This is a genomic window from Cupriavidus sp. FW305-46, assembly GCF_058787075.1.
Genome location: NZ_JBYSZI010000005.1, coordinates 105,233 through 120,226, shown reverse-complemented (window position 1 = coordinate 120,226; position 14,994 = coordinate 105,233). Strand labels below are relative to the sequence as shown.

Sequence of the window (14,994 nt, the reverse complement as noted above, 5' to 3'; positions counted from 1 at the left end):
GGGGAGAAAGGGAAATGATACCGGGGAAGCCGGCTGAGGGTTGGCTCCCCATTCCCGCACGGCGGGAGTGGGGCCGGGGGTGAGGGCGGGCGGTTCTGGTGGCGTGGTGCCTTGCTGAACCGCCCCTCACCCTAGCCTCTCCCCGCGAGGGGAGAGGGGAACACAATCAGGGCGCTCAGTGGCGCCGCACCCTGCGCAGCTCGTCCACGATCAGCAGCACCGCGCCGACCGTGATCGCGCAGTCGGCCACGTTGAAGGCCGGCCAGTGGTAGTTGCGCACATAGAAGTCCAGGAAATCGACCACGTGCCCGTAGGCCACGCGGTCGATCACATTGCCGACCGCGCCGCCCAGGATCAGCGACACCGCGAAGCAGAACAGCCGCTGGCCGGTGTGGCGATACAGCAGCCACACGATGAACGCGCCCACCACGATGCCCAGCCCGGTAAAGAACCAGCGCTGCCAGCCGCCGGCATCGGCCAGGAAGCTGAACGCCGCGCCCTTGTTGTAGACCAGCACCAGGTTGAAGAAGCCGGTCACCGGGCGCGATTCACCATAGGTGAAGGTGCGCACGATGACGATCTTGAAGAACTGGTCGAGCACCACCACCAGCAGTGCGAAGGCCATCCACAGCAGCGGGGTGGTGCTGGCGGCCTTGTTGTTGCGGCGTGCCGGGCGCGCGGAACGGGACGTGGTCGATGCCATCAGGCATGGCTCCTGTGTTCACCGGCGCCGAACAGGTTGCTGTCGCAGCGCCCGCAGAGGGTCGGATGGTCCGGGTTGTGGCCGACATCGGCGCGGTAGTGCCAGCAGCGCTCGCACTTGGCATGGGCCGACGGGGTCACCGTGACCAGCAGGTCGCCGGCCTCGGGCGCGTGCGTTACCTTGGCCGACGAGGTCAGCAGCACGAAGCGCAGGTCGTCGCCCAGGCTCTGCAGCGCTTCCAGCACCGGGCCGCCGGCCTGGATGGTCAGCTCGGCCTGCAGCGACGAGCCGATCTCGCCTTCCACGCGCACCGCTTCGAGCTGCTTGGTGACTTCGGCGCGCACTTCGCGCAGCGTGTGCCACTTCTGCAGCAGGTCGTCGGCGCCGTCGTCGACTTCCGGCACCGCGTAGTAGGTGCTGGTGAAGATGGTGTCGGTGTGCTCGGTGCCGTGGGCGAAGATCTGCCACGCTTCCTCGGCGGTGAACGACAGGAACGGCGCCATCCAGTGCAGCATCGCCTGGGTGATGTGGTACAGCGCGTTCTGCGCCGCGCGGCGGGCCTTGGAGTCCGGCGCGGTGGTGTACAGGCGGTCCTTCAGCACGTCGAGGTAGAAGCCGCCCAGGTCCTCGGAGCAGAAGGTCTGCAGCTTGGACACCACCGGGTGGAATTCATACGACTCGTAGTGCGACAGCACTTCCTTTTGCAGCTGCGCGGTCAGCGCCACGGCGTAGCGGTCGATCTCCAGCCATTCCGACGCCGGCAGGGCATGCCTGGCGTGGTCGTAGTCGGACAGGTTGGACAGCAGGAAGCGCAGCGTATTGCGGATGCGGCGGTAGCCTTCCACCACGCGCTTGAGGATCTCGTCCGAGATCGACAGCTCGCCGGAGTAGTCGGTCGAGGCCACCCACAAACGGATGATCTCGGCGCCCATCTTGTTCGAGATGTCCTGCGGCGACACGGTGTTGCCAATCGACTTGGACATCTTGCGGCCTTCGCCGTCGACGGTGAAGCCGTGCGTCAGCAGCGCCTTGTAGGGCGGCTTGCCGTACAGCATCGACGCGGTCAGCAGCGACGAGTGGAACCAGCCGCGGTGCTGGTCCGAGCCTTCCAGGTACAGGTCGGCGAGGCGGCCATCGGCTTCATCGGCGGACGGATCGTACAGGTCGTCGCGGTGCGAGCCGCGGATCACGGACCAGTGCGTGGTGCCGGAGTCGAACCACACGTCCAGCGTGTCGCGGTTCTTCTCGTACTGGCTGGCCTCATCGCCCAGCAGCTCGGCCGGGTCCAGCGTCTGCCAGGCCTCGATGCCGTGCTGCTCCACGCGCCTGGCCACTTCTTCCAGCAGCTGCGGCGTGCGCGGGTGCAGCGCGCCGGTTTCCTTGTGCAGGAAGAAGGCCATCGGCACGCCCCACTGGCGCTGGCGCGACAGCGTCCAGTCCGGCCGGTTGGCGATCATGTTGTGCAGGCGCTGCTTGCCCCAGGCCGGGAAGAACTCGGTGGCGTCGATGCCGGCCAGCGCGGTCTCGCGCAGGGTGGGGCCGGTCTTGCCGTTCTCGTCGGCCGGGTCCACGTCCATGCCCGCGAACCACTGCGAGGTGGCGCGGTAGATGATCGGCGTCTTGTGGCGCCAGCAATGCATGTAGCTGTGGGTGTACTTGTGCGAATTGAACAGGTTGCCCGAGGCCTGCAGCACCTCGACGATCTTCGGGTTGGCGTCCCAGATCGACAGCCCGCCAAAGAGCGGCAGCGTGCCGGCATAGACGCCGTTGCCCATCACCGGGCTGATGATGTCCGAATCGGCCATGCCGTGCGCCTTGCACGACTGGAAGTCTTCCACGCCGTAGGCCGGCGCCGAGTGCACGATGCCCGAGCCGGTATCGGTGGTGACGTAGTCGCCCAGGTAGACCGGCGACAGGCGGTCATAGCCCGCGTCCATCTTGGCCAGCGGGTGGTGGAAGCGGATTTCCGACAGTGCCGCGCCGGTGGTGGTGGCCACGACCTTGCCTTCCAGGCCGTAGACCTTGAGCTGCTCCTCGACGCGCTCGGTGGCCAGGATCAGGTAGCCGCGCGGGGTCTCGACCAGCGCGTATTCCACTTCCGGGTGCACGTTCAGCGCCTGGTTGCTCGGGATGGTCCACGGCGTGGTGGTCCAGATCACGATCCAGCCGGGCTTGCCGTCGAGCTGCTCGAAGGGCACCTTGAAGGCGTGCGCCAGCTTGTCGGCTTGCGCGAACGGGAAGCCCACGTCGATCGACAGGTCGACCTTGTCCTTGTATTCGACCTCGGCCTCGGCCAGCGCCGAGCCGCAGTCGAAGCACCAGTTCACCGGCTTCAGGCCGCGGAACACATAGCCCTTCTCCATGATCTTGCCGAGCGCGCGCAGTTCATCCGCCTCGTTGCTGTAGTTCATGGTCAGGTAGGGGTGGTCCCAGTCGCCGAGCACGCCCAGGCGTTCGAAATCCACCATCTGGCGCTTGATCTGCTCGGTGGCGTAGGCGCGCGCCTTGGCCTGGACCTCCTGCACCGGCAGGCCCTTGCCGAATTTCTTCTCGATCTGGATCTCGATCGGCATGCCGTGGCAGTCCCAGCCCGGCACGTAGACGGCGTCGAGCCCGGTCAGGCCGCGCGCCTTGATGATCATGTCCTTGAGCACCTTGTTGACGGCGTGGCCGATATGGATGTCGCCGTTGGCATACGGCGGGCCGTCATGCAGCACGAACTTCTTCGCGCCCTTGCGTGCCGCGCGGATCTTCTTGTAGAGCTGCTTGTCCTGCCACTGCTTGACCCACTGCGGCTCGCGCTTGGGCAGGTCGCCACGCATCGGGAAGGGCGTGTCGAGCAGGTTGACCGGATACTTGCTTTTCTCGGGCTTGGCGCGTTTGTCGTCAGACATTTCGATTCTCAGGGCAATTCGGGTTGGCGCGCGGGCGGCGGCAGGCCGGCGGGCGCGCGGAAAGACTGGGGCGGCGGCGTGCGTGCCGGGCCCGCGCCACTGGCGTGCGGGCGGGCGCCGGCCGCTACCTAATTCGGTCGGTGGCGGAGGTGGCGAAGTCGCGCCCGCCGCTGCCTTCGGCCGCGCCCGGGGCGGTCAGACCGAAGAAGGCGCGCGCATCGGCGCTGTCCTTGGCGATGGCGGCGGTGAGCTCGTCCAGGTTGTCAAAGCGCGCTTCGTCGCGCAGCTTCTTCATGAATTCAACCCGCACCAGCTTGCCGTACAGGTTCTCTTTGAAATCGAACAGGTGGACTTCCAGCAGCACCCGGCCGGCGTCCTCGATGGTGGGGCGCACGCCGATGCTGGCCACGCCCGGCAGGGGCTGGTCGGCGATGCCGTGCACCTGCACCACGAAGATGCCGCTGACTGCCGGCCGCTTGTGCGAGATGCGCAGGTTCAACGTCGGGAAGCCCAGGTCGCGGCCCAGCTTGCGGCCGTGGATCACGTGGCCGCTGATGGCATAGCCGTGGCCGAGCAGGCGCCGGGCATGCTCCAGGTCGCCGTCGGCCAGCGCCTGGCGCACCGCGGAGCTGGAGATGCGGATGCCGCCTTCGGACACCGATCCCATCTGCTCGACATCGAAGCCGTAGCGGCGCCCGGCTTCCTGCAGGTAGGTAAAGTCGCCGGCGCGCTTGGCGCCGAAGCGGAAGTCGTCGCCGACCAGCACCCAGCGCGCGTGCAGGCCATGCCAGAGCACGTTCTCGACGAACGCCTGCGGCGACTGGGCGGCAAAGTGGGCGTTGAAGTGTTCCACCACCACCCGGTCCACGCCGTTGCGGCGCAGGCTTTCCAGCTTGTCGCGCAGCAGCGCGATGCGGGTGGGGGCCTTGTCCGGGGTGAAGAACTCGCGCGGATGCGGCTCGAAGGTCATCACGCACAGCGGCAGGCCGCGTGCGTCGGCGGCTGCGCGCGCACGCGCGAGCAGCGACTGGTGGCCGCGATGCACACCGTCGAAATTGCCGATGGTGAGCGCGCAGGGCGCCCGGCTTTCGGCGTTGGGCAGGCCGCGGAAGACTTTCACGGGGACGGCGGGAAACGTTTCAGGTAAAGCGAGCATTATAAGGCGAATGGGTCCGCTTGCCGCTCCCGCCGCCCGCGGCCGGTGCCGCGCTGCTGTTTTTGTGCCGCAACCGGCCCTCGCGGCATGGCGCGATGCCGCAAAAGGCGGCATGATATGCCCCACTTCGGCTTCACTTCGGCGCTGGTACCTGCTGCCACCGACATCCGCCCATTCCAAGCCAGCCACACTTGAAAGCGCTGCCCAACCGGTTCTTTTCCCGGCTCCTGCCCCGAGTCCTGCCTCAGGCGACTGCCCAGCTCGACGTCGAGACGCGCGCCAAGCTGATGGCCATCGTGCACAAGAACTCGCCCACGGCGATCGTGGCCTCGGTGCTGCTGCCCGCGCTGACCACACTGGGATTCTGGAACGACGTGAGCCACTCGGCCTTGCTCGGCTGGTGCGCGGTGATGCTGCTGCTGACGGCCGGCGGCCTGTGGTTCTATGTCGGCTACCAGCGCGACCATGCCTCGATGAGCCGTTCCGCGCACACGCGCAAGTGGTGGAACAATATGCGCGCGGTTGCCTTCCTGACCGGTGTGACCTGGGGCAGCTCGGCGCTGCTGCATTTGTATACAGGCTCGTCGGTGTTCTCCAGCGTGCTGTACCTGCTGACCCTTGGGGTGCTGGCAGGCGGCGCGGTGTCGCAGGCGCCGGTGCCGTCGAACCTGGTCTATGCCGGCGTGCCGATCCTCGTGCCCAATATCCTGATGGCGGAATTCGCCTTCCCCGGCCATGGCGTCTATGTGCAGGTGCTGCTGGTGATCTATGGTCTGATGCTGTCGCGCCATGCCTTGCACCTGCAGGTCACGCTGGTGCGCGCCATCCAGCTCGAGGGCGACAGCCGCCGCCTGGCCAAGCAGTTCCAGGAGGAAAAGGAGCGCGCGCTGCATGCCAGCGAGGAGAAGTCGCGCTTCCTGGCTGCCGCGAGCCACGACCTGCGCCAGCCGGTGCATGCGCTGGTGATGCTGGTGGAGGCGCTGCGCGCGCGCAACCAGTCGTCGGCGCTGCATCCGCTGGTGGAGCAGGTGGCGGCGGGTACCCAGACCATCGACCTCTTGTTCCGTTCGCTGCTGGACCTGTCCAAGCTGGAAGGGCGCAAGGTGTTGCCGACGCTGGAGCCATGCGAGCTGGGTGCGCTGATCCGCGACGTGATGAGCCAGTTTGCCGCCGATGCGCGCGAAAGCGGCCTGACCCTGACCCCGCGCGTGCCCGACGAGCTGTACGCCATGGCCGAGCCGGTGCTGTTGCGCCGGGCCCTGTTCAACCTGGTGCAGAACGCGCTGCGCTACACCCCGCGCGGCGGCGTGCTGGTGACCGCGCGCCAGCGCCGCAAGCATGTGCGGCTGGAAGTCTGGGATACCGGCGCCGGCGTGACACCCGAGCACCTGCCCGACATCTTTTCGCCGTACTACCAGGTCCATAACCCGCAGCGCGACCCGTCGCAGGGCCTGGGCCTGGGGCTGGCCATCTTCAAGGAATGCGTGCGCCTGATGCGCGGCACCTATGGCGTGCGCTCGGTGCCGGGCAAGGGTTCGGTGTTCTGGTTCGCGCTGGCGACGGTGCCGGCCGAGACCGTGGCCAGCGTGCGCGAGATGCGCGCGATGGCGCAGGCGGAAGAGGCCAAGCCCGACCGCCTGCAGGGCACGGTGCTGGTGGTCGACGACGACAGCCAGATCCGCAAGGCCTGGATCGCGCTGATGGAGGCCTGGGGCATCCGCGTGGCCTGCGCCGCGCACGGCGCCGAGGCCGACAAGCTGTTTGCCAAGGGCCTGCGCCCCGACATCATCTTCTGCGACCTGCGCCTGCCCGGCAGCGAGAACGGACTGGATTTGCTCGAGCGCTGGCAGAACACGCAGCCGCAGGCGCGCAGCGCGCTGCTGACCGGCGACCTGAAATCCGCCGCGCTGGCGGCGGCGGAAGAGGCGGGATATTTCGTGCTGCCCAAGCCGGTGGACCCGGCTTCGCTGCGGCTGCTGCTGCGACGCTGGCTGCGGCCGGCCTAGGGCGGGGTGCCGGCCTGCGTTACTGGCGCAGGCGGAACCGCTCCATGCGCGACATCACCTGCATGCGCGTGCGCACGCCCAGGCGCTGCAGGATGGCCGACACGTGCTCCTTGACGGTGTTCTCGGTCAGCCCCAGGCGGCGCGCGATCACCTTGTTCGGCAGGCCTTCCAGCACCAGCGCCAGCACCGAGCCCTGGCGCGGCGTCAGGCCGAGCTCGGCCGGCGTGACCGGAATGCCGTGGGCGGGCCCGAACGACTGCGCGCGGCCGTTCAGGGCCTCATCGGTGGGGAAGGAGGTGTCGCCTGCCAGCACCTTGCGCACCGCGGCGGTGAAGGCATTGGCATCAAGGTGCTTGCCGACGAAGCCGCAGGCCGACAGCGCGCGGGCGCGGCCGACGATCTCGGGGGTGGCCTCGGCGGACATGAAGATGAAGCGTGCGCCGGGGATGACGGTCTTGAACGACTGCATGGCATCGAAACCGGTGCCATCGTTCAGCCAGATATCGAGCAGCACGATATCGGGGCGCAACCCCTGCTGCAGGCTTGTCAGGGCTTCGCGGGCACTGCCGGCGGCATGGACTGCCACATCCGGCATGACTTCGGCGAGGAAAGCCGTAGTGCCTGACAAAGCCATAGGATGATCATCGACCACCAACAACGTCGGTGCAGCGTTCGACATGCGAATTCCCGTTCAAATTCCCGTTTCGTCCTTGTTGTCACCAGCTCTTGGCGAGCACTGTGTCATGCACAGGGTTGGCGCGTGGACGTAGCGCCCACTCTAGCAGAGGGGGCGAAGCGTCACAATCCATCAATCGGGGGTATACGGGCATGCCGTCACATGTTAGACACATCGCGCCCTGTCCGAATCTCGTGAATTAAGCACGTAATGCGTTGGCTTTACCAGAGTTTAGCGCCTTGCCTTGGTAGAATTGCGCGATGAAAAAAATTGTCATCTTGATTTCCGGGCGAGGCTCCAATATGGAAGCCATCGTCCGTGCCTGCGCGGGTGGCGGCTGGCCCGCCCGGGTGGCGGCAGTACTGTCGAACCGGCCGGACGCCGCCGGGCTGCAATTCGCGCAGCAGCATGGCATCGAAACCGGCGTGGTCGACCATCGCCAGCACCCTGACCGTGCCGCTTTTGATGCGGCTTTGGCCGAGGCCATCGATGCCCACGCGCCCGACCTGGTGGTATTGGCCGGTTTCATGCGTATACTCACGCCCGGCTTCGTCGACCGCTATGCGGGCCGGCTGCTGAATATCCATCCGTCGCTGCTGCCATGCTTCCCGGGCCTGAACACCCACAAGCAGGCGCTGGACGCCGGCGTCAAACTGCATGGCGCCACCGTGCACTTTGTCACCCCAGAACTCGACCATGGCCCGATCGTGATCCAGGCTGCACTTGATGTGCAACCCGCGGACACGCCCGAGAGCCTGGCCGCGCGCCTGCTCGAATGCGAGCACGTGATCTACCCCCGCGCCGTGCAATGGTTCGTCGAGGACCGCCTGCAACTGCAGGACGGCGTAGTCAACGTTATCAACCCGGCCGAATCGCAATTGCTGATGGCCATCTCCGCCGATACCCCGGCGGGAGGAGTCAAGGCATGAGTCGCACCCAGGCAGGAACCCGATCCCCGCGCAGCGAAGGACATGCCCCCGCGCGCAGCAAGGGCAAGGGCAGCCCCATCCGCAAGTCGCCCAATGCCAACGGTGCCCCGGTCCGCTCGCATGGCGGCCTGCATGCCACCCATATCCAGCATATCGACCGCCTGCTGGGCAAGGTGATGCTGTTTGCGCGCCCGGCCGATGCCGTGGTGAGCTATTACTTCCGCGAGAACAGCAAGCTTGGCCACCGCGAGCGCGGCATCATCGCCGAGGCCATCTACGCGGTGCTGCGCCGGCGCGTCGAGTTTGCCCAGTTTGCCGAAAGCGGCACGGGCGCGACCTCGCGCCGGCTGGCGCTGCTGGGCCTGGCCGCGACCCTGGGCCGCGACACGCTGACGCCGTTCCTGCATCCCGAAGAAGCCGAGTGGCTGGACCGCCTGACCACGATCGAGCGCTCCAGCCTGGCGCCGCGCGTGCGCGCCAACCTGCCCGAGTGGCTGTACGACGAACTGGTGCGCGGCCACGGCGAGGCCTTCGCCGCGGCCCTGGGCGACGCGCTGCTGCGCCCGGCGCCGCTGGACCTGCGCGTCAACCTGGCCAAGACCAGCCGCGAGGCCGCGCTGGCCGAGCTGCACGCCGCCGGCCTGGGCGCCGAGCCCACGCCGATGGCGCCGGCCGGCATCCGCATGGCCGGCAAGCCGGCACTGAACCAGTTGCCGATCTTCGTCAACGGCCTGGTCGAGGTGCAGGACGAGGGCAGCCAGCTGCTGTGCAACCTGGTCGCACCCAAGCGCGGCGAGATGGTTGTCGACTTCTGTGCCGGCGCGGGCGGCAAGACCCTGGCGCTGGGCGCGGCGATGCGCTCGACCGGCCGGCTCTATGCCTTTGACGTATCGGAAAAGCGCCTGGCCAACCTGAAGCCGCGGCTGGCGCGCAGCGGGCTGTCCAACGTCCATCCGGTGCTGATCGACTCCGAGCGCGACGCCAAGATCAAGCGCCTGGCCGGCAAGGCCGACCGCGTGCTGGTCGACGCGCCCTGCAGCGGCCTGGGCACGTTGCGCCGCAACCCCGACCTGAAATGGCGGCAATCGCCGGAGTCGGTGCTGGAACTGACTGCCAAGCAGAGCGCGATCCTGGACTCGGCCGCGCGGCTGGTGAAGGGCGGCGGCCGCGTGGTCTACGCGACCTGCAGCGTGCTGGAAGCCGAAAACGAGCAGATCGTGCGCGACTTCCTGGCTGCGCACCCCAACTTCCGCCTGGTGCCGGCCGCCGAAGTGCTGGCCGAGCAGAAGATCGAAGTGACCGGGCTGCCGGACAACGGCATGTTTGCCCTGTATCCGCACCTGCACCAGACCGACGGGTTCTTTGCCGCGGTGCTGGAACGCACCAGCTGAACGCCGGTGCCTGCCGGGCCGCCCGCCGATCGCGGGGGCGGCCGCGCCAACCCTGAGTTTCCTCGATGAACGGTGAGACCCTGTCCGACCTGGGTGGCCTGAAAGACCTGAAGGCCTCCCCTTCCATGTTCGGCAAGATGCTGGACGACCTGATCCGCGACGCAGGCGGGCCGGGCTTCTTCTGGCAGTTGCTGGTGCTGGCCGGCTGCCTGCTGGTGGCATGGCCGCTGGCGCGCTTCGTGGTGCGGCGCCTGGAAGCGCGCTACCAAGGCTCAAGCTTTTCCGTGCGCTTTGCCGCCGCCAGCCTCGAGCGCGCCATGTTCCCGCTGGCCGGCTGGGTGCTGGTGCTGATGGCCCGCTTTGCGCTGGAGCCGCTGATCCCGATCAGCGTGCTGCGCCTGGCGCTGGTGCCGCTGTTCGGCATCACCTTCCTGAATTTCACCTTCTATGTGCTGCGCCGGGTGATGTCGGGCAGCGGCCAGCTGCATGGCATGCTGCTGCTGGTGGAGAAGGTGCTGACCACGCTGGTGTGGGCCGGCATGGCGTTGTACGTGCTGGGCGTGCTGGCGGACGTGGTGGCGTGGATGCAGGGCGTGCGCTTCGCGATCGGCGGCAAGCAGAAGATCAGCCTGGCCGAGACCCTGATGGCAGTGGTCTGGATCCTGCTGACGGTGCTGGTGGCGCTGTGGTTCGGTTCCTGGCTGGAAGAGCGGCTGATGCGCTCGGCCAACCTCGACGGCAACCTGAAGGTGGTGCTGACGCGCATCTCCAAGGCCTTGCTGCTGCTGGTGTCGCTGCTGCTGAGCCTGTCGCTGGTGGGGATCGACCTGACCGTGCTGTCGGTGTTCGGCGGCGCGCTGGGCGTGGGCCTGGGGCTGGGTTTGCAGAAGATCGCCAGCAACTACATCTCCGGCTTCATCATCCTGCTGGACCGCTCGGTCAAGCTGGGCGACCAGATCACGGTGGACAAGTACACCGGCATCGTGTCGCAGATCCGCACCCGCTATACGGTGGTGCGCAACGGCGATGGCGAAACCCTGGTGCCGAACGAGCAACTGGTGGCGCAGCCGGTGCAGAACCATTCGTTTTCCAATACCAATGTGCGCGTGGCTACCCGGGTGCAGGCAGACTACAACGCCGATCCGGAAACGGTGATCACGCTGCTGACCGCATGCGTGCGCGACCTGCCGCGCGTGCTGCCCGACCCGGAGCCCGCCGCTTTCCTGGTGCTGTTTGCCGACAGCGGCATCGAGTACGAGGTTGCGGTCTTCGTGGCCGATCCGCAGAACGGCAAGCTGGGCGTGCAGTCGGCGATGAACCGCGCGATCTGGCGCACGCTGCGCGAGCATGGGATTTCCATCCCCTATCCGCAGCGTGAACTTCGCGTGCTGGGCGAGGCACCCTTGCCCGGCAACGATCTGCCCCCATCTAAGGCGGTAGCGGATGCAGCGAATGCGGCGAGTGCCGCATAGACCGCAAGATGGGCGCAGCATGCGCCACTCACGGAACGAAAACTGTGGCGCCCCGTCCAAATCCGGGAAATAGCGTATGCTTGCGCGTCGCGCGATCCGGTAGAATGCCGGGTTGTCGCGGGTTGCAGCCTCAGGTTGCAGCGCACGCTCCCACATCAGACAGCCGCCAGATTGCAGCGGCTCGTACCTTGTCCCGCCAGCGCAGGGCCATCCCGGCGCCGGCGCGAGACTCGTGTGCCTGGGAGCCCGGAATGACTTCGGGTCCCGTGGCAGGCGCCAGAAAGCTATCGCAATCACTTGGATTCGCAGCCTTTTTTCTGCGCGTTGCGTGCACCGGCCCCGCCGGGCTGCACGGGAAAGTCCCTGTTTAACCGACGGAGAACAGTTTGTTCGACACTATTCTTGACTGGGCCGCCAACGGCCTTGCCAACTGGACCTGGTGGGAGATCGTCATCTACACGCTCGTGATGACGCATATCACGATCGCCAGTGTCACCATCTTCCTGCACCGCTGCATGGCGCACCGGTCGCTGGATCTGCACCCGATCGCCCAGCATTTCTTCCGCTTCTGGCTCTGGCTGACCACGGGCATGGTCACGCGCGAGTGGACCGCCATCCACCGCAAGCACCACGCCAAGTGCGAAACCGAAGAAGATCCGCACAGCCCGCAGACCCGCGGCATCCGCAAGGTGCTGCTGGAGGGAGCGGAGCTGTATCGTGCCGAATCCAAGAACAAGGAAACCATCGCCAAGTTTGGCCATGGCTGCCCCAATGACTGGGTCGAGCGCAATGTGTACTCGCGCTTCGGCTGGCAGGGTGTCGGCCTGATGCTGATCATCGACCTGGCGCTGTTCGGCGTGATCGGCATGACCGTTTGGGCCGTGCAGATGCTGTGGATCCCGATCCATGCCGCCGGCATCATCAATGGCCTGGGCCACTGGTGGGGCTATCGCAACTACGATTGCGAGGACGCCTCGACCAACGTGTCGCCGTGGGGCCTGATCATTGGCGGCGAAGAGCTGCACAACAACCACCACACCTACCCGACCTCGGCCAAGTTCTCGATCAAGTGGTATGAGTTCGATGTGGGCTGGGGCTATATCCGCGCGATGCAGGCAGTCGGCCTGGCCAAGGTCAAGAAGACCCCGCCCAAGGCGCGCCTGGTGGAGGCCCGCCCGGTTGACCACAACACGCTGGAAGCGATCATCGCCAACCGCTATGACGTGATGGCGCGCTACGCCAAGGCCGTCAAGGGCGCGTTCCGCCAGGAACTGGAAAAGCTCAAGGAAGGCCGCGTGGCCGAGTACCGCAGCTTCAAGCCCGCCAGCAAGTGGTTCCACCGCGAGGAAACCAAGCTGGCCGCGCCGCAGCGCGAACAGCTGGCCAGCATCGTCGAACAGAACAAGGCGCTGCAGACCTTCGTCGAAATGCGCCGTGAACTGGCCGCCATCTGGGGCCGTTCCAACCTGACGCGCGAGCAGCTGCTGCAGCAGCTGCAGGCCTGGTGCCATCGTGCCGAGGCCAGTGGCATCCAGGCGCTGCAAGATTTCTCGCTGCGCCTGCGCCGCTACGCCTGATACAATCCGGCCGCGCCGTATGGTTTGACAAAGCCCCGCCCATGGCGGGGCTTTTGTTTTAGATAAACTCCCCAATATTCTGGCCGGGCCGCATCCTTGCTGGCGAAGGTCTAGAGGAGTACCGGAGATGACCCCACAATCGATCAAGACCGTCGAGTTCGAAAAGCCGAACCTGGCGGATGCCGAAAACGCCACTGGCAGCAGCTGCGTGGCCCATGCCTGGGCCAAGGTGCCGCCGGTGCTGACGCCCGACGAGCGCCAGTCCCTGAAGATGCGTATTCGCCGCCTGCTCAAGGAGCGCAATGCGGTGCTGGTGGCGCACTATTACGTCGACGCCGACCTGCAGGACCTGGCCGAGGAAACCGGCGGCTGCGTCTCCGACTCCCTGGAAATGGCCCGCTTCGGCCGCGACCACGAGGCCCGGACCCTGGTGGTGGCGGGCGTGCGCTTCATGGGCGAGACCGCCAAGATCCTGAGCCCCGAGAAGACCGTGCTGATGCCGGACCTGGACGCGACCTGCTCGCTCGACCTGGGTTGCCCGGCCGATGAGTTCGCCGCCTTCTGCGATGCGCACCCGGACCGCACCGTGGTGGTCTACGCCAACACCAGCGCCGCCGTGAAGGCGCGCGCGGACTGGATGGTGACCTCCAGCATCGGCCTGAAGATCGTCGAGCACCTGCATGCGCAGGGCAAGAAGATCCTGTGGGCGCCGGACAAGCACCTGGGCAGCTATATCCAGAAGCAGACCGGTGCCGACATGCTGCTGTGGCAGGGCTCGTGCCTGGTGCACGACGAGTTCAAGGGCATCGAGCTGGACCTGCTGCGCCGCGAATTCCCCAACGCCAAGATCCTGGTGCACCCGGAATCGCCGGAAAACGTGGTGGCACAGGCCGACGTGGTCGGCTCGACCTCGCAGCTGATCGAGGCCGCACAGAAGCTGGACGCGACCGAGTTCATCGTCGCCACCGACAACGGCATCCTGCACAAGATGCGCATGGCGGCGCCCGGCAAGCACTTCATTGAAGCGCCCACGGCCGGCAACAGCGCGACCTGCAAGAGCTGCGCGCACTGCCCGTGGATGGCCATGAACGCGCTCACCAACCTGGCCGAGGTGCTGGAAACCGGCCGCAACGAGATCCATGTCGACCCGGTGATCGGGCGCCAGGCGGTGACCTGCATCAACCGCATGCTGGACTTCGCCGCCGCGCAGAAGCGCAATGTGCGTCCGTCGGCAGACCTGGCCAAGGAACAGGCGCTGTTCCAGGGGATTGGCCCGGCATGAGCGTGAATTCGATTTTCGACAGCTACGGCCCGGCGCTGCAGGCAGCGCTGCAAGCCAATGTGCAGGCCGCCATTGACGAGGATGTCGGCAGCGGCGACCTGACCGGCCTGCTGGTGCCTGCGGCCAAGGCGGCACGCGCGCGCGTGATCGTGCGCGAGTCCGCAGTGCTGTGCGGCCAGCCGTGGTTCGATGCCTGCATGCGTGCGGTCGACCCGGCGCTGGAAGTGCACTGGCTGCAGCAGGAAGGTGCCCGCATGGCGCCCGATTCGGTGGTCTGCGAGATCACCGGCCCGGCGCGCTCGCTGCTGACGGCGGAGCGCCCGTCCCTGAATTTCCTGCAACTGCTGTCGGGCGTGGCCACCGCCACGCGCCGCTATGCCGACCTCATCGCCGGCACCCGCGCGCGCGTGCTGGACACGCGCAAGACGTTGCCGGGCCTGCGCCTGGCGCAGAAGTACGCGGTCCGCATCGGCGGCGGCGAGAACCAGCGGCTGGCGCTGTACGACGGCATCCTGATCAAGGAAAACCATATCGCGGCGGCTGGCAGCATCAGCGCGGCCATGCAGGCGGCGCTGGCGCTCGATACCAGGGCGTCGGTGCAGATCGAGGTGGAAACGCTGGCCGAACTGGAAGAAGCGCTTGCGGCCGGTGCGAAGTCGGTGCTGATCGATAACTTCACCGTGCCGATGATGCAGGATGCGGTCAGGATCAACCGGGGCAGGGCGCTGCTGGAGGTGTCGGGCGGCGTCAATGCCGATACTATCCGCACCTTTGCCGAAACCGGCGTGGACCGGATCTCGGTTGGTGCGCTGACCAAGGACGTGCGGGCGACGGACTATTCGCTGCGGATCATCGGCTGACGCTTCGCGCGATACCAGCAAAACGGGGTGGGGGGGGGGGGGGGGGGG

The 14,994-nt window shown here is 66.8% G+C and carries 11 protein-coding genes; 7 read left to right on the top strand and 4 right to left on the bottom strand.

The features are described 5' to 3' along the window. Window positions 1–175: 175 nt before the first annotated feature. The 3 genes from lspA to AC3WON_RS04010 all read right to left on the bottom strand — a co-directional run bounded on the left by lspA (window position 176) and on the right by AC3WON_RS04010 (window position 4,717). The gene (gene lspA, locus AC3WON_RS04020) at window positions 176–703 is read right to left on the bottom strand and encodes a signal peptidase II (protein WP_492319655.1); all 528 of its coding nucleotides are present in this window, start codon (window positions 701–703) and stop codon (window positions 176–178) included. Next, window positions 703–3,597: an isoleucine--tRNA ligase gene (gene ileS / locus AC3WON_RS04015; protein ID WP_492319656.1), complete on the bottom strand. Its 2,895-nt coding sequence runs from the start codon at window positions 3,595–3,597 to the stop codon at window positions 703–705. The genes lspA and ileS overlap by 1 nt, the downstream gene beginning before the upstream one ends. 124 nt (window positions 3,598–3,721) lie before the next feature. Continuing rightward, entirely contained in the window at window positions 3,722–4,717 is a 996-nt protein-coding gene (locus AC3WON_RS04010; protein WP_035821206.1) for a bifunctional riboflavin kinase/FAD synthetase, read from the bottom strand. A gap of 227 nt (window positions 4,718–4,944) precedes the next feature. Between AC3WON_RS04010 and AC3WON_RS04005 the strand changes: the two genes are divergently transcribed. Next, entirely contained in the window at window positions 4,945–6,759 is a 1,815-nt protein-coding gene (locus AC3WON_RS04005; RefSeq protein WP_492351195.1) for a hybrid sensor histidine kinase/response regulator, read from the top strand. A 19-nt stretch (window positions 6,760–6,778) separates the two neighbouring features. On the opposite strand, the gene AC3WON_RS04000 is transcribed toward AC3WON_RS04005, so the two are convergent. After that, window positions 6,779–7,438: a response regulator gene (locus tag AC3WON_RS04000; RefSeq protein ID WP_011615962.1), complete on the bottom strand. Its 660-nt coding sequence runs from the start codon at window positions 7,436–7,438 to the stop codon at window positions 6,779–6,781. A gap of 257 nt (window positions 7,439–7,695) precedes the next feature. Between AC3WON_RS04000 and purN the strand changes: the two genes are divergently transcribed. From purN to nadC, 6 genes are all read left to right on the top strand, one after another. Further along, window positions 7,696–8,364: a phosphoribosylglycinamide formyltransferase gene (gene purN, locus AC3WON_RS03995; protein WP_492319658.1), complete on the top strand. Its 669-nt coding sequence runs from the start codon at window positions 7,696–7,698 to the stop codon at window positions 8,362–8,364. Further along, complete coding sequence (locus tag AC3WON_RS03990; RefSeq protein WP_492319659.1) at window positions 8,361–9,755, top strand: RsmB/NOP family class I SAM-dependent RNA methyltransferase; 1,395 nt, start codon at window positions 8,361–8,363, stop codon at window positions 9,753–9,755. Before purN ends, AC3WON_RS03990 begins: the two co-directional genes overlap by 4 nt. 65 nt (window positions 9,756–9,820) lie before the next feature. Further along, window positions 9,821–11,227, top strand: coding sequence for a mechanosensitive ion channel family protein (locus tag AC3WON_RS03985; RefSeq protein ID WP_492351194.1), 1,407 nt, complete (start codon window positions 9,821–9,823; stop codon window positions 11,225–11,227). 386 nt (window positions 11,228–11,613) lie between these two features. After that, complete coding sequence (locus AC3WON_RS03980; protein WP_492319661.1) at window positions 11,614–12,804, top strand: DesA family fatty acid desaturase; 1,191 nt, start codon at window positions 11,614–11,616, stop codon at window positions 12,802–12,804. A 127-nt stretch (window positions 12,805–12,931) separates the two neighbouring features. After that, on the top strand, window positions 12,932–14,086 hold the full coding sequence (gene nadA, locus AC3WON_RS03975) for a quinolinate synthase NadA (RefSeq protein WP_492319662.1): 1,155 nt from the start codon (window positions 12,932–12,934) through the stop codon (window positions 14,084–14,086). After that, on the top strand, window positions 14,083–14,946 hold the full coding sequence (nadC, locus tag AC3WON_RS03970; protein WP_492319663.1) for a carboxylating nicotinate-nucleotide diphosphorylase: 864 nt from the start codon (window positions 14,083–14,085) through the stop codon (window positions 14,944–14,946). Before nadA ends, nadC begins: the two co-directional genes overlap by 4 nt. Window positions 14,947–14,994: the final 48 nt, after the last annotated feature.